The sequence below is a fragment of the Pradoshia sp. D12 genome (genome assembly GCF_008935075.1).
Lineage (GTDB): Bacteria > Bacillota > Bacilli > Bacillales > Pradoshiaceae > Pradoshia.
Window position 1 is genome coordinate 2,957,779 of sequence record NZ_CP044545.1, and the last position, 19,001, is coordinate 2,976,779.

The window sequence follows — 19,001 nt, forward strand, 5'->3', positions numbered from 1 at the left end:
GTTACCCGCGGTGCCACCCTAGTTGGAGCATAAAAAGCTCCCACTTTTACAGTTAACGCCTGTTTAACGTTCATCCCCTACTAGAAACTAACGTTTTTTCAGGGCGAAACCTACGGTGTGTTCGTTCATATGGGCACATGCAGAAGTGTTTTCAGCCTAAGACACTTCTTCTCTGATCATGTGTGATCTATATTACTCTTCACCATCATTGGAATATAATATGTATTTTTATTTAATTAATATTACGAAGTAACTTCCTAGTTGTCAACCCTTAAGAACGTCCAAGTTTCTTTTTTAGTTGTTTCACGTCTCTGACGGACAGGCCAAATTCCGAAGCAAGCTCCACCATGGAATTATTCTGTTCTTTAACCAAAAAATCATGAAAATCCACTCCGAATATTTGTTTACCGGCATTTTGTGTGATTAATCCCTTTTCACTGTATCTCATATCATGAACACCCCTTATTTATTTAAACTACAGATTGTCTTAATCAGTATTCCCGACTGTGTAAAGTATCTTTCATAAAAAATATTTTTTCTTTAACAAACGTCTGGCCCTGATTTTTAAAGAAGGAGCGATTATTATCTTGCTAAAAAAAATTTTGGTTTTTCTATGTGTAACCCTACTGCTTGCGCCGATGAAAAATTCTATACCAACCGCACATGCAACGATCGATAAAATTGTGGTTAATGAGCCATCTATTTATGTCCGGGAGGAGGCAAATATAAAGGCATCCATCATTGATGAAATCCAGGCGGGGAGTGTTTATGATGTCCTGGAAATAGATGAAGATTGGATTAAACTAAAGCTCAGTGACAAAAAAACAGGATGGGTAGCCAGCTGGCTCGTTACAGGCTATAAAGAAGCGGATCTTACCTCCGATTCCGGTATTGTTACTGCAGACGGTCTACGTGTTCGAAAAGGCCCAGGCACAGAGTTTAAGGTACTCGGCAATCTTCCTATCGGAACAGTAATTCACATAATAGAGAAACAGGATAGCTGGATTTCTTTCACCTATGAGGACCATATAGGCTGGATACACAGCAACTACATACATCGACATCAATTACAAAAACCCTCAAAGAGAATCCGTATAACAGCTTCCGTACTAAATGTACGAGCATCGGATAAACCAGATGCTTCAATCATTGGAACAGTAAAAAAAGATGAGGAGTATACCGTCCTCAAAAAAAATAGAAAAATGCTTAAAATTGAACTTCCATCTAAAAAAGAAGGATGGATCCCAAGTTGGTATACAAAATCAGAGAGTGAACAGAATTCAAGTCTTCAAAGGAATGAGTCATTAATGGGGAAAACTATTATCCTGGATGCCGGTCATGGAGGCACTGACGGCGGAGCATCCGGACCAGATGGCACTTTAGAAAAAAATCTAACGCTTCAGACCGTTAAACTGGCATACGAGAAGTTACGAACAGCCGGAGCGAACGTGGTCATGACTCGTTCCAGCGATCGGTATGTAGCGTTACATGCAAGGGCCAATCTTGCAAATATGAATAGAGCCGATGCCTTTATCAGTTTCCATTATGATAGTAATCAGAATGGAGATAAAAGTGGTATTAAAACATATTATTATCATTCCTATCAAAAGCAACTAGCCTTAACTATTCAAAAATATTTATTGCAAAACGAGACACCGTTAAATGACCAGGGAGTAAAGCAGAACAACCTGCACGTTTTACGAGAAAATCTTCGGCCGGCTGTTTTATTGGAATTAGGCTATATTAATAATCCTGCTGAGGAAGCTCTTATCCAAACAGAATCCTATCAGGAGACCATCACAGATGGGCTTGTAAATGGACTGGATGCCTACTTTTCTGATTTAGAAATTTAGCGTCCCGAATAGCTATGATTTATGAAACCTGTTGTAAAGATCAACAGATTTATTCTTAATAGCTTGGATCCTCCCTTTATGCTTTTAATTGATAGCATAAAGGGAGTTTTTTATGGATAATTCTTTGGGTGGAGAATGTAAATTACTTAGAGGTATTGGCTGGTTGAATTATTGGTGTGTTTGGCTGGATTATTGGTAGAATCGGCTGGATTATCGCCCAGTTCGGCGGATTTTCCCCATGTACCGGCTGTATGACTTAGTTCGGTTCCTTTCTTTTCTGCTCTGGCTGGATTTTTGCTCAATTTGGCTTGTTTCTTTCCTGAATCGGCTGGTTTCTTGCTCAATTCGGCTGATTACTCTCTCGAACCGGCTGAATTATCGCTCAGTTCGGCCTGTTTTTCTCTGTATCGGCTAAATAGCTCAGTTTAGCTGATTTCAAACCTGAAATATAAATTCAGCTAGATCACTAATTATTGATTTACAAAAAAACACCTCCATATGTCTGAAATAACTCAGATATATGGAGGTGTACGGTTTTAAAGAAAGCTACTGCGCTGCTTAACTTTTAGTTTTTGCTTTCGAGAATAAGCGTCACAGGTCCGTCGTTAATGAGCTCGACATCCATCATCGCCCCGAATCTGCCTGTTTCCACTTTCAACCCTTTTTCTCTCAGCATTTCATTAAACATATCATACAATTTTTCAGCTTCATCGGGCTTGGCTGCTGCCATAAAGTTTGGGCGCCTTCCCTTGCGGCAATCACCATATAAGGTAAATTGGGAAATCGATAAAATTTCACCGCCCACATCAAGCAAGGAATGGTTCATCTTCATATTCTCGTCTTCAAATATGCGCAGATGAACGATTTTATCAGCAAGGTAACGGCAATCCTCTTCCGTATCCTCATGAGTAATTCCAACTAATAACACAAACCCGGAGGTAATGGCGCCGATTGTTTCACCATCGACACGCACTGATGCTGCCTTTGAACGTTGCAATACCACTTTCATTTTTTTACCCCTAACTCATAATTCTTCTGACAGAATAAATATCGGAAATTTGCTTAATCCGTTCAACTACTTTATGCAAATGACTTACATTATAAATTGATATAGACATGGTAATTGTCGCACTTTTGTTCCTGTCTGTACGACCTGATACAGCCGTGATATTCGTCTTCGTTTCACTAACAGCTTGAAGCACTTCATTTAACAAGCCGTTCCGGTCAAATCCATTTATTTCGATATCAACATTGTATTCTTTTCGAACGCTCTGACTGCTTTCCCATTCTACCGGGATAATCCGTTCTTTACTTTCTTCATCCAATACATTGACACAGTCTGCCCGATGGACCGAAACACCGCGTCCTTTTGTAATGTACCCAACTATTTCATCACCAGGAACAGGATTACAGCAGCGTGATAATCTGATTAACATATTGTCAATCCCTTTTACACGGACCCCGGAATCCTTCTTCTTCGTTTTCGGAATCATACGCAACTCAGAGACTGCATCAAGCAAGCTTACTTCCTGATCTTTTTCTCTCTTTTTACGAAGCTTATCTGTTAACCTTGTCGCAATTTGAGCAGCTGTTATTCCGTTGTAGCCCACTGCTGCATACATATCATCTTCATTGGCAAAATTGAATTTTTCAGCGACTTTCCTCAGGTTCTCAGTAGTACAAACTTCTTTCACATCATATTCCATTGCCTTGACTTCTTTATCGACTAATTCTTTGCCTTTTTCAATATTTTCTTCTCTGCGTTGCTTTTTAAAGAATTGTCGTATTTTATTTCGCGCTTGTGAAGTTTTTGCCAGCTTCAGCCAATCCTGACTTGGGCCATAGGAATGTTTAGATGTTAATATTTCAATAATATCGCCGGTTTTCAGCACATAATCAAGCGTAACCATTTTGCCGTTTACTTTAGCGCCAATCGTTTTATTGCCGATTTCTGAGTGGACGCGGTAGGCAAAATCAATCGGTACAGATCCTTTTGGCAGCTCATACACATCACCTTTTGGTGAAAAAACAAATACCATATCCGCAAATAAATCCAGTTTGAGAGATTCCATAAATTCCTCTGCATTGGTAGAGGCATCCTGGAATTCAACAATCTCTCTGAACCAATCCAGCTTTTTATCCATTCGTTGTGTCGATGTTAGATCTTTGCCTTCTTTATAAGCCCAGTGTGCCGCAATCCCGAATTCAGCTGTTCGGTGCATTTCTGTCGTACGAATCTGTACTTCCAAAGGTTCACCCTTTGGACCAATAATGGTCGTATGAAGAGATTGATACATATTTGCTTTCGGCATAGCTATATAATCCTTGAAACGACCAGGCATTGGCTTCCAGCATGTATGAATGATACCAAGAACTGCATAGCAATCTTTAATACTATTTACAATAATACGGACTGCCGTTAAATCATAAATCTCTTCAAACTGTTTATTTTGAAGAGCCATTTTCCGATAGATACTGTATATATGCTTTGGTCGTCCAAATATATCAGCCTGAATAGAAACTTCCTTCAGCTTTTCCTTCATTCGGTCGGTGACATCTGATAGATACTCTTCTCGCTCCGCCCTCTTCTTTTTCATCAAATTTACAATTCGATAATATTGCTGAGGATTTAAATAGCGGAGAGCTGTATCTTCAAGTTCCCATTTAATCGTTGAAATACCGAGTCTATGCGCAAGCGGTGCAAATATTTCGAGCGTTTCATTCGCAATCCTACGCTGTTTTTCAACAGGTAAATGCTTCAGAGTACGCATATTATGCAGCCTGTCAGCTAATTTAATCACGATTACACGAATATCCTTAGCCATTGCGATAAACATTTTACGGTGATTCTCAGCTTGCTGCTCTTCCTTTGACTTATATTTAATTTTTCCCAGCTTTGTTACACCGTCAACCAAAAGGGCTACTTCTTCGTTAAAGGTTTCCTTAATGTCTTCCAGTGTTACGGAAGTATCTTCTACAACGTCATGCAAAAATCCGCCCGCTACTGTAAATGTATCCATCTCTAAGCCCGCCAGGATGGCAGCAACTTGAATTGGATGGATAATATACGGCTCACCGGATTTACGATATTGCTCCTTGTGAGCTTCTTTGGCGAATTCATACGCTTTTTCTAAGAATGCCACATCTTTATCATTCATATAGTTTCTTGCTTTATCAAAGACCTGCTCAGCGGTATAAATTTGCTCATTTGCCATGAAATCACCTTTTACTCCGTATTTCCACGTTTTTTGCTTATCGTTATCTATGTTAAACCATATAGGTTAATCGTTAAAAAGAGGATTGTTTCTATTATCATCAAAAAAAGTTTTCTTGTAAAGTAACGAACAAGATTTTATCTGTTGTTTCGCTATTATTCGCAATTTGATAATATAAAAAGCGCTCTAATAATTAGAACGCCATTACTATATGCTTAATATTCCATTAATGTGAGTATATCATAGCCGGCAAGTTTTTTCCTGCCCTCAAGGTACGTTAACTCAACTAAAAAAGCTAATCCTGCTACAACTCCGCCAAGCTCTTCAACCAATTTAATAGTCGCTTCCATTGTTCCGCCTGTAGCCAATAGGTCATCAGTAATCAATACTCTCTGACCTGGTTTGATTGCATCTTTATGAATGGTTAACACATCTTTACCGTATTCCAAACCGTATTCAACTTTAAAGGTTTCTCTAGGCAGCTTGCCTTCTTTACGCACTGGCGCAAAGCCAACTTCCATTGCATAAGCTACAGGGCAGCCGATAATGAATCCACGTGCTTCCGGTCCTACAATAATATCAATTTCTTTCTCTTTAGCAAACTTTACAATTTGATCTGTTGCATATTTATATGCCTTCCCGTTATCCATAAGTGGGGTAATATCTTTAAATTTAATCCCTGGCTTAGGCCAATCTTCTACGATCGCTATATATTGTTTTAAATCCATTGCTCAGTTTCCTCCTTGTTTTCCATGTGGGATCGAATCAACTTGCCAAGGTATTCATAAAGCTGATTGAATGAAGCGTATAGAAGCTCTTGTTCCAACGCCATTCTTGCTTGTCTTTCTTGATAGGTTTTAGATTCTTGGAGATCCCGTTTCATACTGGTCCTTACCAAATCAATGAGTCCGTTATTTATTGTAACAAACTCGAGCTCAAAAAACACCTTTGTCATAAAATCAATATTTTCTTTTGACCAGCCTTTATGAATATTCAGCATGGAACGCAGTTCTTTATATGAAATAGGTCCTTTTTTTGCCAACAAGGCATAATACCATTTAAATTGGTCTCTTGTTGGAAACGCTGAGAAATAATCATTTTGAGTGGTACGAAAGTAAACATACACTCTTTTAGGCAATTTTCCAATAAAAAGTGCTTCAAATATATCTTTTTGTGAAGGTAAATCTGCTAAAACTACATGATAGCCGTCTAAAGTTTCCTGTTGAGCTGCTTCTAAAGAGGTAATATGGATAATTTGATCATTCTCTTTAGTAAATTCCGTCAGCCACACCCTACTCTCTTCCTGAAATAAGATGATTTTGCGTGGAGACGGCACTGTCTGAACATGTATTTTCCCCTTATCGCTGCGACAATCAAATAACTGCCACCCTGGTACAGAAAGATCCTGTAAAAACAATTGGGGCTTTTTTATATTATTCCATTCATTTATCGCCAATTCCCCAATTACAGATACCTTGGCCTGCGGAGATAAATGATCAAGGAACTCTCCTAATCCAAACCCAATGCTATCTAACCCAGCGTCATTTTGTTCGAGCTGAAGTTTAAGATGAGTTTTATCTGCCCCAATTTTCCTGGAAGTTGTTATTGAGGCATCCTCAATCAAAATCCTCGGTTTTGGGTTTTGCATCCCGTACGGTGCAAGCTGGGACATTTGCTGAATAAGCGTTAATGAAATTTCATCAATCGCAACTAAGCTATCTATCTCAGTAACAGGCTGGAAATCTTCTTCTGTTAGAATTTCATTAGCCTGATTGATCAATCGTTGTCTCAATTCCTCAACATCTTCTATTTTCAATGTCATACCAGCAGCCATAGGATGGCCCCCAAAATGAGGAAGCAGTTCTCTGTTTAAAGATAAGTTTTGAAAAAGATCAAATCCTGGAATACTGCGTGCAGATCCCTTTGCTGTTCCTTTCTCACGATCAATACTTAATACGATCGTCGGACGATAATACTTTTCTACAAGCTTACTGGCTACAATCCCTACTACACCAGTATTCCATCCTTCACGGGCAATAATTAGGACCGGATTGGTTTCAGGTGGATAGTTATTCTCCACTTCCTCAATCGCTTCCTGGGTCATTTCTTTTACGATTGATTGCCGCTCTTTATTCAATAAATCTATTTCGTCGGCTATCGAATCAGCTTCTTCCTGACTTTCTGTAAGTAAAAGCTCTACAGCTGGATCTGCCGATTCCAATCTTCCTACAGCATTTATTCTCGGTGCCAATCCAAATCCAATGGAATCCTCATTTAAGGAATCGCGCTGAATACCTGCTTTTTGACAAAGGGCAAGGATTCCCGGTCTCGTTGATTTCTTTAATGCCTGAATCCCTTTAATCGCAATTAATCTATTTTCATCATGAAGAGGAACCAAGTCAGCTACTGTTCCAATTGCAGCAATGCCAATCAACTCATCAGGCAACTCACCAAGTAAAGCATGGGCCAATTTCATTGCCACACCTGCACCTGCCAACTCTGAAAACGGATAAGTTTCACCCGGCTTTTTGGGATGAAGGATAGCTAATGCCTGCGGTAACTCAGGACCCGGTTCATGATGGTCCGTCACAATATAATCCATTCCCAATTCTTTCGCCACTTGAGCCTCATGAATGGCCGAAATGCCACAGTCTACTGTGATAAGTAACGTAGTTCCCTGTTCTTTTATGAATCGAAAAGCCTCTTCATTTGGGCCATAGCCTTCTGTAAAGCGATTTGGAATATACCATGACACATGTTCTGCTCCCATTATTTTAAGCGTGAGCATTAAGATGGTCGTACTGCTGACCCCATCGGCATCATAGTCTCCGAATATAGTAATCTTTTCGTTGTTTTTTACAGCTTTCACAATCCGTCTCATAGCTTCTTCCATACCTGATAGTAAAAACGGATCATAGAAATCCTGCTGGGCTGCATACAAAAAAGACCGCGCTTCTTCTACGGTCTTTATTCCTCTGTTGACCAATAATGTAGCCACAATACGAGGCTGTTCAAGTTCTTGCATGAATAGATTTATAATGGTTTCATCAGCTTTTTTTAAAAGCCAACGTGTTTTTGATTGTAACATATTGTCACCCCTGACCTATCTATTATAAAAAATATCTATCAAAGGTTCAATGAGTGATTCTAAATATTTATGATTTTGGGTGAGTGTTAAGATCATTGTCAGCCAATTCATTATAAGCGATCCGTTCATTTGTTAGTTCTTTTATCTGCTTAGTCAGAGAGATAATACGGACTGCCATTACAGAACCAACAATGATTCCACCCATGGCAACAGATCCTAAAATAACCAAAATCAAGGGCCAATGAGCCGTTCCAAATACATAATTAACATCCACCTTATCCACATTAACAACAGCAAAAATAGCAACGATAAGAGCAAATACTATCCCAAGAATCACGTACCACTGAAGTTTTTTCATATTCCTACTCCTTTATAAAGTATTATGAAAAATTTTAATAAATCATGTATATAGTCTTAATCCCCTTATCTTACAAAGAAAAAACGTACTCCATGTTTGTTAGTCTATTGTTTACCTTTACTAGATCTTGCATACACAGCAAAAAAAGCACACAAAATAATCAGTTATAACACATAAAGTCTTTTTGTGAACTGGTGTAAGCTACCATAAAAACAGCCCGCTTCTCAAGAAAAAGAACCGGGCTGTTTTGTATGAAACATCATTAAACTTGTGGTTGATCGTTGTTTACGCGCTTTTCTTTATATGTTTTGATAACACCTTTCTTCTTCAGCTCTTTGCCTTTTAGGATTCCATAAATAGGGGCTGCAAGCAGAATAGAAGAATACATACCAGTTACCAAACCGATTAATAGAGCAAGGTTAAAATTAAAGATTGATTCGCTTCCAAGGAACATCATCGCCAACACAGTAACTAACACAGTTAGAACAGTATTGATAGACCTGACCATTGTTTGGCGAACACTGATATTGATAATCTCATTAATTTCTTCCTGAGTCTTAATGCGTTTTTTCATTTGCATATTCTCACGAATACGGTCAAACGTAACGATTGTATCATTGATCGAATACCCAATGATGGTTAATACAGCGGCTATAAAGGTTAAATCCACTTCGATTCTAAAAATACTAAATATCGTTATTATCATAAACGCATCGTGCAGGAGCGCCAATATAGAAGGTAGAGCCATTCTCCACTCAAAGCGTAGGGTCGCATAAATAACAATACCAATTGAAGCAATCGCTACCGCAATCAGCGCATTTTTGGCTAACTCCTTACCTATTGTCGGGGATACCGTACTTATATTCGGATTATGCCCATACTTGGAATCAAAGTAATTGTTTAGCTCTGCAATTTCATCTTTTGAAAAGACATCTTTCGTCCGCACAACAGCCGACTTGTTACCCTCACCTGCCATAACGATATCTTGCGAATCAATTTCGTTTTCAGTAAGATCTTTTTGGATTTCACCTACTGATAGTTCTTTATCAGCATTGATTTGAATTCTGGACCCACTGGAAAAATCGATACCTGTATTTAAACCATTTACAAATAAGGATCCTACTCCAATTATGGTTAATATAATAGAAAAGATAAAGAATTTCTTTGCAGGCTTAATGAAATCCCATTTATCAAACTTCGTAGGTAAATATTTATCCTTTTTAAATTCGTTTAAATCATGAATGTCGCTTTTCTTAACCCCAAACCAGCCTGGGCGATTGTTAAGGAAGTTACTGTTCACCCATAAGGACATAATCAATCTTGTACCATACACAGCCGTTATAAAGCTGACTAATATACTGACAATCAAACTGGTCGCAAAGCCTTTGACTGAACTGGTTCCAAAATAAAACAGAACAGCTGCTGCAAGTAAAGTGGTAATATTGGCATCCATTATTGTAGACAAGGAGTGCTTATTCCCCTCTTTATAGGCTGCCTTAATGGAACGTCCTTTACGAATTTCGTCCCGGATCCGTTCATTTGTAATAATGTTCGCATCGACCGCCATCCCCACCCCAAGTATGAGGGCTGCTATACCTGGCAATGTAAGAACAGCATTCATCCAATCAAATACGAGAATGATTAAATAAATATAGGCAGACAATGAGACAACTGCAATCGCGCCTGGGAATCGGTAATAAGCAACCATAAAGATAAAGATAGCCAGGATCCCAACAATTCCAGCTAATAGCGTTTTATTTAATGCTTCTTCACCGAATTTAGCACCTACAGATGTTGAATAGATCTCATTCAGTTTAACCGGCAGGGCACCTGCATTTAAAATTTCAGCGAGGTCTTTAGCCTCTTCTACAGTAAAGTCACCTGAAATAACGGCTGTATCTGAATTGATCACTTGATTCACGTTTGGTGCTGAAATAAATTTAGGATCTTCTTTTGTGATTTCTTCTTTATAGGAATCTTTTCCTTCTTCAAAATCTAGCCAAATAGCTAGTTGATTCTCTGGCGCCATGGCTAAAATATCCCTTGTAACTTGTCCAAATTTATCTGCATCTTTTAATTGGACCTGTACAATAGGTTGATTGGTTTGGCTATCAAAAGATTGGCTGGCTCCTCCTTCTTTTAAATCCCCGCCATCCATTCTTACTTTATCGTTCACATCACGGAAAGTTAGATTGGCTTGCGTTGATAGAAGTTCCCTTGCTTTCTCCTGATCATCTACGCCTGCTAGCTGTACACGGATCCGATTATTGCCTTCAACTTGAATGCTCGGTTCACTGACACCGAGAACATTAATTCTTCGGTCCAATGCGCTGGCAGTAGCCGCCATTGCTTTTTCATCAATTTTTTGTCCATCTTTTGCTGGCTCCACTTTATAAAGAACTTCAAACCCGCCCTGTAAATCAAGGCCCAGCTTAATGTTTTGCATGATATTAGATGTTGTACCAACAAAGGTAACTCCTAATACGATTACAATAAGGAAGAAAGCCAGGATTCTACTTCTCTTAACCATTATGTAAATAGCCCCCTAATCATAATATCCCGATTGAAGCAGCATGGAAGGACGCTACTTTAATAAAACGTGATTATCCGATTTACTCGGTTCCTATGTTTTATTCCAGTTGTTTCAATCTTTTAAAATTTGATTTTACCGTTCTTATTATGAAAGATAGAATACAAAGTGTCAATTTGATTTCATATGAATTGGAAATTAATGCATGGATATATACCGCTCATATTTCTATAAAATCATGAAAATAAATCTTTGAATTCTTCAAGCCCTGAAGCCATATTTTTCTTCATAGCCTCACCTTCTTTTAATGCCTCTATTGTCGCATAATTCATATAATGTGCCACTTTGACACTCATAATATCTTGAAAAATTTCATATGCCCTTATTTCAGGATTAGGTTTCTTCCATTTTTTATTCGTTAAATACATCCAAATATCGTTTCCCTGAACCTCCGGATAACCTAACAATTGAAATTCTTCTTGTTTACTTTTTAAAGCTGGTAACATTTCTGAACGAAATTTCTCATACGGATGCTGTCTGTCCAATTTAATCGTCCTCCAACCCTCATTTTTCATAGATATTCACTTTTTCTGTGAAGCTTGTCATGGTTAGTCCATTTGCATGCATATAGATAATTGTATATGATTGCTGCTTGTTTGAGAAGGAGGGGAATTGAATGTCCAAGTTTATAAGGGGAACTGTTATCTTATTGATTGCAGGATTCATTACGAAGATCTTAGGATTTATTAATCGAATTGTGATTGCCCGCTTTATCGGTGAAGAGGGCGTCGGTCTATATATGATGGCATTGCCATCATTATATCTAGTGATTGCAATCGTTCAGCTTGGAATGCCCATTGCAATCTCAAAATTTGTGGCAGAGGCAGCAGCAAAAGGGGATCATCATAAAACAAAGAAAATACTGGTTGTGTCCTTATGTGTGACCGGAAGTCTTTCTCTAATTTTCACCCCATTACTATTTATGTTTGCTCCATACTTATCAACTCATGTATTCACAGACTCCAGAACTTTACTGCCTTTATTGGCGATTGCACCAATTGTACCAATAACGGCTGTTTCAGCTGTCTTGCGCGGATACTTTCAAGGGAAACAAAATATGAAGCCCTATGCGATTTCAAATATTATTGAACAAATTGTACGTATTTCAATGATAGCCGCATTGACGAAAGCCTTTTTGCCCTATGGAATTGAATATGCAGCTGCCGGTGCCATGGTAGCCTCAGTCATTGGAGAAATTGCCTCTTTGCTATATTTAATGTTGATGTTTAAATTTAAAAAGAGTTTCAGAATGAGAAAACAATTTTTCAACTATGTTTCATCTGGTAAAGATACATTAAAGGAGCTTTTATCCATTGCCATTCCTACTACAGGAAGCAGGATGATCGGATCTATTACTTGGTTTTTTGAACCGATTGTTGTGGCAAGGAGTCTTTTGGCAGCAGGGGTTGCGACTGGCGTCGCTACTGCACAATATGGTGAACTGGCAGGGTATGCCGTACCATTACTTATGCTTCCTTCCTTTATCACCCATTCACTGGGTACATCATTAGTCCCTGCTGTCAGTGAAGCCTATTATAAAGGAAATATCAAACAAGTGATTCACCGGCTGCAGCAGTCGCTCCGATTTGCTTTTTTAAGTGGCTCCCTAGCCGTGGTCACTCTATATGTACTTGCTGAACCAGTCATGCAGGTCATGTATCATAATGACCATGCCAGCATATATGTACGATTTATGGCACCCTTTTTTCTGCTCTTCTTTTTTCAAGGTCCTCTTCAGGCTACGTTGCAGGCTCTTAATATGGCCAGAGCGGCTATGTTTAACAGTCTAATTGGATCAATAACAAAAATCATCTTAATCCTCACACTCGTAACACAGCCGAATATCGGGATTATGGGAGCTGCTATTGCCATCTGTGTATCTACTGTGCTTGTTACTCTTTTACATTTCGCTACTGTTATGAAGAAAATCCACTTAACCATTTACTTGCATGAATACATCATGGCTCTTGTCGTCATGTCCATCTCCGGATTAATCGGACACATGCTCTATGAACAATGGTTAATCGGAATCCCTATGATTCAGCGTTTGATTATTTCGATAGCCGTTATCGTAATTGTTTTCGCAATCGGTTGTTTATTGACAGGCTTAATACGAAAAAAGGAAATCAGGAGAGTTCCTATTATTGGCCCTCTATTATCCAAGATTGCATTATTTCCATAACAATGAACTACTCACTGTTATTAATATATAGGTCGTCATCTTCTAAACTGCAAAACAGAATTTGTTTTACGTCTGTATAACCTTTTTTAGCTAATTCCTGAATTAGCCAGCTCTCTGATTTTCCAATCTCTCTAAGATTTTGCTTTTGTATCACTCCATCTTGAATGAGAGCAAAGATTGGACCTGGCTGTTTATTTTTTTTAATTGATTTTTTCTTGTAAATCGATAATTTCCCGGAAGGCTCAAAAATGGCAAATTCAACATCACTCATTTTTTCTACTTCTTCATCGCGTAACTGTATAAGCAAATCATCAAAATTATAACGCAGCATTCTCATTGCATTTTTGTCAATTTTTCCATTATGTATAATAATAGATGGCTTTCCATCAATCAGTTTGCGGATGAATGGCACTTTAAGTGATATAAAGGCAAGTATAATTTGAATAATGGATATGACTGCTATCGGCAAAATCGCTTTCCACATACTATCATCAGGATTTTCAATAGCTATAACAGCTATATCCGCCATCATCATAAAAACGACTAAATCTAGAAGACTTAGCTCTCCTATTTCCCGTTTCCCCATGATCCGAAAAACCAACAAAATAATAACATATAAAAGGCTAGTACGCCCTATAATTTCCAAATATTCAAGCAACCTATATTCCCTCCAATCAAATACATCTGTTAGTTTGCTGTTAAATAGAAAAAAATAGTCATTTGATTGACTGGTTGTACAAAAATACATTCTAAATAAAAATAAACAGAATAAATTATTTATAGAGATCCAATAGAAGATAAGGAGGTTGACCACAATCGAAACAAAAAACATAGGTTCTGCCATTTTGTACGGAGTTGTAACCATCTTTATTATGGCTGCTTTGTTCAGCTTATTATTTTCTTTGCTACTTAGATTCACCAGCATTTCTGAATCTTCTCTAACGTATATCATCATGGCTCTCTCTTTTTTAACTTTGTTTATTGGGGGATTTATATCCGGTGGAAAGGGGAAAAAACAAGGATGGCTGCTCGGAGGCAGTACAGGCCTAATCTATACTTTAATTGTTTTCCTCTATCAATATCTGGGGCTTGAGACCGTATTTACATCCACGCAGCTAATCTATAATGGCTGTTTTATTATCACGGCTATGATGGGTGGAGTACTGGGGGTAAATATGAACGGCGGATCACGAAACTAAAAAAACCTAGCCATTCGGCTAGGTTTTTTCATATTAATCTTCTTTCGTTGTTGTTACTGGACTTTCTTTTTTCTCAACTACTTGAGAAACAGATCTTCTATCAAATGTTAGACGAGAACCGTCTGGACTCTTGATAATTACTGTACCTTCATTAATAGAATCAACAGTTCCGTGAAGACCGCCGATCGTCACGACTTTATCTCCTCTTTGTAAGGCAGCTTGCATTTGTTCAGTTGCTTTTTGTCTCTTTTGCTGAGGACGGATTAAGATAAAGTAGAAAAACACCAACAGCAAAATCGGTAGCAAAAATTGGGATAATACCATATTATTTTCACTCCTTTCATTACATTAGTAAGAATGGTTAGAAGTTTTTTGCATTTGGTTTATTGAACCCATAATTCTCAAAAAATTCTTCCCTAAAGTCTCCAAGCCGGTCTTCCCTGATGGCTTGTCGAACTTGCTCCATTAAGTTTAGCAGAAAATATAGATTATGATAAGAGGTTAAGCGAATTCCGAATGTTTCGTCACATCTAATAAGGTGGCGAATATACGCTCTTGAATATGCTTTACAAACATGACAGTCACAATTCGGATCCAATGGACCAAAATCCATAGAATATTTGGCATTCTTAACGACTAGTCTTCCTTCAGAAGTCATCAGTGTACCGTTACGGGCAATTCTCGTTGGCAATACGCAGTCAAACATATCAACTCCACGGATTGCTCCATCAATTAGGGAGTCCGGAGAACCAACACCCATTAAATAACGTGGTTTATTGGACGGCAATAACGGAGTAGTGAATTCAAGAGCACGATTCATGACATCCTTCGGCTCCCCTACACTTAATCCGCCAATAGCATATCCCGGAAAATCCAAAGATACTAAATCGCTGGCACTTTGGCGGCGAAGATCTTCATATTCTCCACCCTGTACGATTCCAAATAGCCCTTGATCATTTGGTCTTTCATGCGCATTCAGACAGCGCTCTGCCCATCTGGATGTTCTCTCAACGGATTTTTTCATATATTCATGTGTTGCTGGATATGGAGGGCATTCATCAAATGCCATCATAATGTCAGATCCTAAAATATTTTGGATTTCCATAGCCTTTTCAGGAGATAAAAATAATTTATCACCGTTTAAATGGTTACGGAAATGCACGCCCTCTTCTTCAATTTTTCTGAATTGACTCAGACTGAAAACCTGGAAACCGCCGGAATCAGTTAAAATTGCACGATCCCAGTTCATAAATTTGTGTAACCCACCTGCAGCCTTAATGACCTCTGTACCTGGTCGCAGCCACAAATGATACGTATTGCCTAATATAATATTGGCACCCATTTGTTTCAATTCTTCTGGTGACATCGTTTTAACTGTAGCCAAAGTTCCTACAGGCATAAACGCGGGTGTTTCAAAAGTTCCATGAGGTGTATGAACCCGTCCCAGTCGGGCTCCTGTCTGTTTACATGTTTTAATTAATTCATAACGGATTGCTGTCAATCGTGATACTCCTCTCAAAAATCTTACTTAATAAACATTGCGTCGCCAAAGCTGAAAAATCTATATTTTTCACGAACGGCAGTATTATATGCATTTAATACATGTTCACGCCCAGCAAGAGCGCTAATCAACATAATCAACGTGGACTTAGGAAGATGGAAATTCGTAATCATTCCATCAATAGCTTTAAATTCAAATCCAGGATAGATAAAAATATTAGTCCATCCACTTGCCTCAGCAAAGCTTCCATTGTGATCGCGGGCAATCGTTTCAAGAGTACGTGTGGAGGTAGTTCCCACCGAGAATATATTACCACCCTCTGCTCTAACCCGATTTAATAGCTGAGCTGTTTCAGCATTCATTTGATAAAACTCAGAATGCATATCATGCCCTTCAATTGTATCGGATGAGACAGGTCGGAAGGTTCCAAGTCCAACATGAAGCGTGATAAAAGCTAAATGTACACCCATTTCTTTAATCTCTGCAAGCAGTTCTTCCGTAAAATGCAGTCCGGCTGTAGGGGCAGCTGCTGAACCTTCTTCCCGTGCATATACAGTTTGATAGCGGTCTTTGTCCGATAACCGCTCTTTAATATACGGAGGCAAAGGCATTTCGCCAAGTTCCTCTAATACTTCATAAAAGATTCCGTCATATTTAAATTCAAATTCCCTGCCGCCATGCTCCATCTCTTTTACACAAACAGCTGTAAGCTGGCCGTCACCAAACACAACCTCTGTTCCAACGCGAATACGTTTCGCTGGTTTGGCAAGCGTTTCCCATACGTCCCCTTTAATTTGCTTCAAAAGAAGAAGCTCTATATGAGCACCTGTATCCTTCTTCTCGCCGTGCAACCTGGCCGGCAATACCTTTGTATCGTTTAGAACGAGGCAATCTCCAGGTTTCAAGAATTCTTTAATATGCTTAAATTGCGTATGATTCACATCACCTGTCTCTTTATCAAGGACCATCAATCTGCTTTCTTCGCGTTTTTCAAGCGGAGTTTGCGCAATTAATTCCTCAGGCAGATGAAAATCAAATAAATCTACTTTCATGGTGACACTTCCATTTCTTTAACTAGTAATCATGCAGCACACTCAAATGGCGGAATTTACATCTCTATCTATGACGACAACATTTAATTCATTTAAAACGGCTGATGATATAAAAAAATACTGATAATAAGATACTGACAATAATAGACGTCATAATAGGAAAATAAAATGTAGTATTTCCTTTTTTTAATAAAATATCACCCGGAAGCCGTCCAATTTTAATGAATTGCATTAAAAAACCAACCACAAAAATGGCCACACCTATCATCATAATCGTTTTTGGTAAATGATTCATGAATTTGGCACTTCCAAATTGAAATGGCGATACACATGTTCAGTCACAATCCGGCCGCGAGGGGTACGCTGCATAAATCCAATCTGCATCAAATAGGGCTCATACACATCCTCTATCGTTCCGGATTCTTCCCCAATTGTAGCTGCAATCGTATCCAGCCCTACAGGTCCGCCTTTAAACTTCTCTATAATTCCAAGCAATAACTTTCTATCAATCTGGTCAAGTCCAACCTTATCAACCTGCATTAATTCCAAAGCATAATCAGCTAAACCAAACTGAATATCTCCGTCGCCACGTACCTGTGCAAAGTCACGCACTCTTCTAAGCAATCTATTTGCAATCCTTGGCGTGCCCCTGGACCTGCGGGCAATTTCGCTCGCCGCTGATTCCTCAATAGCCGTATCCAGTACCTGGGCTGTACGTGTCACAATTTCCCGCAGCTGTGACTCAGTATAATACTCCAACCTGGATATGACACCGAAACGGTCACGTAATGGTGCTGATAAAGCACCTGCTCTTGTTGTGGCTCCCACAAGGGTGAAAGGAGGCAAATCCAATCGAACAGAACGCGCTCCCGGTCCTTTACCGATTACGATATCGAGGCAAAAATCCTCCATCGCTGGATACAATACCTCCTCAACAGATTTTGGCAGTCGATGGATTTCATCAATAAATAAAACCTCACCAGGCTGAAGAGAACTTAAGATAGCAGCTAAATCGCCAGGGCGTTCAATAGCAGGTCCAGATGTAGTCCGAATTTCCACTCCCATTTCATTCGCAATGATTGTGGCCAATGTCGTTTTACCAAGTCCCGGTGGGCCATACAGCAGCACATGGTCAAGCGCCTCTTCTCTCATTTTGGCTGCTTCAATAAATACACGCAAATTCTCTTTTACTTTATCCTGCCCAATATATTGTTCAAGTGAATGGGGTCTCAGACTATATTCAAACGTCTCATCCTGATTTTGTGCATGCAGGTCCATGATTCGCTCTTCCAAGTTGTCCACCTCCTATTTCAACATAAGCTGTAATGCACCTTTTATATATTCTTCCGTTGTTTTCTCCTCTTTTTCAAGCTTCGGCACCAATTTCTTAACTTCTTTCTCGGAGTAACCAAGTGCCTGCAAAGCAAGCAATGCTTCTTCCAATGCAATATTCTTGGTGGAGTAGCTCAATTCTTTTCCATCTGCTGTTTGGAATAAATCAGGGAATGCATCTGGAGAAACATCTTCAAGCTTCCCTTTTAGGTCAAGGATCATTTGTCTTGCGGTTTTCTTTCCAATGCCCGGAAATTTAACAAGAAACTTCTCATCCTCAGATTCAATGGCTTCCACAACCTGATCGACTCTTCCACTCGCGAGTACAGCAAGCGCACCTTTTGGCCCGATACCTGTGACATTTAATAATTTTATAAACAGTTTCTTTTCTTCTCTTGAACTAAAACCGTACAGTGCCTGTAAGTCTTCACGTACATAGTGATGTACGTATATTTTCTTTTCCTCGTTCGTTCCGGAAAATACAAATGGATTTGGCGCATGAATTAAATAACCAATCCCGTTATTCTCGACTACTATATATTCAGGACAGACATAGTCTATCCGACCTTTTATAAAATCGTACAACGTTTACCTCTCCTCTAATTCGACTGTAAACCATTGTACCATACTA

19 protein-coding genes and 1 other annotated feature (1 of these 20 running past the window's edge) are annotated in these 19,001 nt (G+C 38.9%); of the genes, 3 read left to right on the forward strand and 16 right to left on the reverse strand.

The genetic code is table 11. From position 1 onward, the window contains the following. Positions 1 to 218, reverse strand: a binding site (T-box leader); it reaches 16 nt to the left of the window's first position. Positions 219 to 271: 53 nt separating this feature from the next. Continuing rightward, entirely contained in the window at positions 272 to 448 is a 177-nt protein-coding gene (locus F7984_RS19150) for a hypothetical protein (RefSeq protein WP_175354278.1), read from the reverse strand. A gap of 139 nt (positions 449 to 587) precedes the next feature. On the opposite strand from F7984_RS19150, the gene F7984_RS14205 reads away from it, so the two are divergent. Next, positions 588 to 1,853: an N-acetylmuramoyl-L-alanine amidase family protein gene (locus tag F7984_RS14205; RefSeq protein ID WP_140461981.1), complete on the forward strand. Its 1,266-nt coding sequence runs from the start codon at positions 588 to 590 to the stop codon at positions 1,851 to 1,853. Between the two features lie 146 nt (positions 1,854 to 1,999). Here F7984_RS14205 and F7984_RS14210 read toward each other — a convergent pair whose 3' ends face one another. The 8 genes from F7984_RS14210 to F7984_RS14245 all read right to left on the reverse strand — a co-directional run bounded on the left by F7984_RS14210 (position 2,000) and on the right by F7984_RS14245 (position 11,619). Then, positions 2,000 to 2,197 carry a hypothetical protein gene (locus tag F7984_RS14210; RefSeq protein ID WP_140461980.1) on the reverse strand — a complete coding sequence of 66 codons (198 nt, stop codon included), beginning with the start codon at positions 2,195 to 2,197 and terminating at the stop codon, positions 2,000 to 2,002. Between the two features lie 221 nt (positions 2,198 to 2,418). Beyond that, positions 2,419 to 2,862 carry a D-aminoacyl-tRNA deacylase gene (gene dtd / locus F7984_RS14215; protein WP_066105443.1) on the reverse strand — a complete coding sequence of 148 codons (444 nt, stop codon included), beginning with the start codon at positions 2,860 to 2,862 and terminating at the stop codon, positions 2,419 to 2,421. 10 nt (positions 2,863 to 2,872) lie between these two features. Next, entirely contained in the window at positions 2,873 to 5,068 is a 2,196-nt protein-coding gene (locus tag F7984_RS14220) for a RelA/SpoT family protein (RefSeq protein WP_140461979.1), read from the reverse strand. A 215-nt stretch (positions 5,069 to 5,283) separates the two neighbouring features. Beyond that, positions 5,284 to 5,796: an adenine phosphoribosyltransferase gene (locus F7984_RS14225; protein ID WP_066105448.1), complete on the reverse strand. Its 513-nt coding sequence runs from the start codon at positions 5,794 to 5,796 to the stop codon at positions 5,284 to 5,286. Further along, positions 5,787 to 8,156, reverse strand: coding sequence for a single-stranded-DNA-specific exonuclease RecJ (recJ, locus tag F7984_RS14230; RefSeq protein ID WP_140461978.1), 2,370 nt, complete (start codon positions 8,154 to 8,156; stop codon positions 5,787 to 5,789). The genes F7984_RS14225 and recJ overlap by 10 nt, the downstream gene beginning before the upstream one ends. Positions 8,157 to 8,223: 67 nt before the next feature. Beyond that, positions 8,224 to 8,514, reverse strand: a complete 291-nt coding sequence (locus F7984_RS14235) for a LapA family protein (protein ID WP_066105454.1) — start codon at positions 8,512 to 8,514, stop codon at positions 8,224 to 8,226. A gap of 262 nt (positions 8,515 to 8,776) precedes the next feature. Next, positions 8,777 to 11,044, reverse strand: coding sequence for a protein translocase subunit SecDF (gene secDF / locus F7984_RS14240; RefSeq protein ID WP_140461977.1), 2,268 nt, complete (start codon positions 11,042 to 11,044; stop codon positions 8,777 to 8,779). A 236-nt stretch (positions 11,045 to 11,280) separates the two neighbouring features. Then, positions 11,281 to 11,619, reverse strand: a complete 339-nt coding sequence (locus F7984_RS14245; RefSeq protein WP_066105460.1) for a post-transcriptional regulator — start codon at positions 11,617 to 11,619, stop codon at positions 11,281 to 11,283. A 101-nt stretch (positions 11,620 to 11,720) separates the two neighbouring features. On the opposite strand from F7984_RS14245, the gene spoVB reads away from it, so the two are divergent. After that, positions 11,721 to 13,286 (forward strand): stage V sporulation protein B, encoded by a 1,566-nt coding sequence (gene spoVB / locus F7984_RS14250; protein WP_066105462.1) that lies wholly within the window; start codon positions 11,721 to 11,723, stop codon positions 13,284 to 13,286. Between the two features lie 7 nt (positions 13,287 to 13,293). On the opposite strand, the gene F7984_RS14255 is transcribed toward spoVB, so the two are convergent. After that, positions 13,294 to 13,944 (reverse strand): DUF421 domain-containing protein, encoded by a 651-nt coding sequence (locus tag F7984_RS14255; protein WP_066105465.1) that lies wholly within the window; start codon positions 13,942 to 13,944, stop codon positions 13,294 to 13,296. 148 nt (positions 13,945 to 14,092) lie between these two features. Here F7984_RS14255 and F7984_RS14260 point away from each other — a divergent pair, with 148 nt between their 5' ends. Further along, a complete protein-coding gene (locus F7984_RS14260; RefSeq protein WP_308810547.1) occupies positions 14,093 to 14,485 on the forward strand; it encodes a TIGR04086 family membrane protein in 393 nt (130 codons plus the stop codon). Positions 14,486 to 14,518: 33 nt separating this feature from the next. Here F7984_RS14260 and yajC read toward each other — a convergent pair whose 3' ends face one another. From yajC to ruvA, 6 genes are all read right to left on the reverse strand, one after another. Continuing rightward, positions 14,519 to 14,809 (reverse strand): preprotein translocase subunit YajC, encoded by a 291-nt coding sequence (gene yajC, locus F7984_RS14265; protein ID WP_066105468.1) that lies wholly within the window; start codon positions 14,807 to 14,809, stop codon positions 14,519 to 14,521. Positions 14,810 to 14,846: 37 nt separating this feature from the next. After that, positions 14,847 to 15,986 carry a tRNA guanosine(34) transglycosylase Tgt gene (gene tgt, locus F7984_RS14270; protein WP_140461976.1) on the reverse strand — a complete coding sequence of 380 codons (1,140 nt, stop codon included), beginning with the start codon at positions 15,984 to 15,986 and terminating at the stop codon, positions 14,847 to 14,849. Positions 15,987 to 16,009: 23 nt separating this feature from the next. Then, a complete protein-coding gene (queA, locus tag F7984_RS14275; protein ID WP_066105476.1) occupies positions 16,010 to 17,038 on the reverse strand; it encodes a tRNA preQ1(34) S-adenosylmethionine ribosyltransferase-isomerase QueA in 1,029 nt (342 codons plus the stop codon). 88 nt (positions 17,039 to 17,126) lie between these two features. After that, positions 17,127 to 17,333 carry a DUF2905 domain-containing protein gene (locus F7984_RS14280; protein ID WP_066105478.1) on the reverse strand — a complete coding sequence of 69 codons (207 nt, stop codon included), beginning with the start codon at positions 17,331 to 17,333 and terminating at the stop codon, positions 17,127 to 17,129. Beyond that, a complete protein-coding gene (gene ruvB / locus F7984_RS14285) occupies positions 17,330 to 18,331 on the reverse strand; it encodes a Holliday junction branch migration DNA helicase RuvB (RefSeq protein ID WP_066105481.1) in 1,002 nt (333 codons plus the stop codon). The genes F7984_RS14280 and ruvB overlap by 4 nt, the downstream gene beginning before the upstream one ends. Positions 18,332 to 18,343: 12 nt before the next feature. After that, a complete protein-coding gene (gene ruvA / locus F7984_RS14290) occupies positions 18,344 to 18,955 on the reverse strand; it encodes a Holliday junction branch migration protein RuvA (RefSeq protein WP_066105483.1) in 612 nt (203 codons plus the stop codon). Positions 18,956 to 19,001 lie beyond the last annotated feature (46 nt).

Coding starts and splice junctions, on each gene's coding strand:
- F7984_RS14280 (WP_066105478.1), bottom strand. CDS start 17,333: ATGAATCATTTACCAAAAACGATTATGATGATAGGTGTGGCCATTTTT.
- yajC (WP_066105468.1), bottom strand. CDS start 14,809: ATGGTATTATCCCAATTTTTGCTACCGATTTTGCTGTTGGTGTTTTTC.
- dtd (WP_066105443.1), bottom strand. CDS start 2,862: ATGAAAGTGGTATTGCAACGTTCAAAGGCAGCATCAGTGCGTGTCGAT.
- F7984_RS14225 (WP_066105448.1), bottom strand. CDS start 5,796: ATGGATTTAAAACAATATATAGCGATCGTAGAAGATTGGCCTAAGCCA.
- F7984_RS14245 (WP_066105460.1), bottom strand. CDS start 11,619: ATGAAAAATGAGGGTTGGAGGACGATTAAATTGGACAGACAGCATCCG.
- F7984_RS19150 (WP_175354278.1), bottom strand. CDS start 448: ATGAGATACAGTGAAAAGGGATTAATCACACAAAATGCCGGTAAACAA.
- recJ (WP_140461978.1), bottom strand. CDS start 8,156: ATGTTACAATCAAAAACACGTTGGCTTTTAAAAAAAGCTGATGAAACC.
- F7984_RS14220 (WP_140461979.1), bottom strand. CDS start 5,068: ATGGCAAATGAGCAAATTTATACCGCTGAGCAGGTCTTTGATAAAGCA.
- secDF (WP_140461977.1), bottom strand. CDS start 11,044: ATGGTTAAGAGAAGTAGAATCCTGGCTTTCTTCCTTATTGTAATCGTA.
- spoVB (WP_066105462.1), top strand. CDS start 11,721: ATGTCCAAGTTTATAAGGGGAACTGTTATCTTATTGATTGCAGGATTC.
- F7984_RS14235 (WP_066105454.1), bottom strand. CDS start 8,514: ATGAAAAAACTTCAGTGGTACGTGATTCTTGGGATAGTATTTGCTCTT.
- queA (WP_066105476.1), bottom strand. CDS start 17,038: ATGAAAGTAGATTTATTTGATTTTCATCTGCCTGAGGAATTAATTGCG.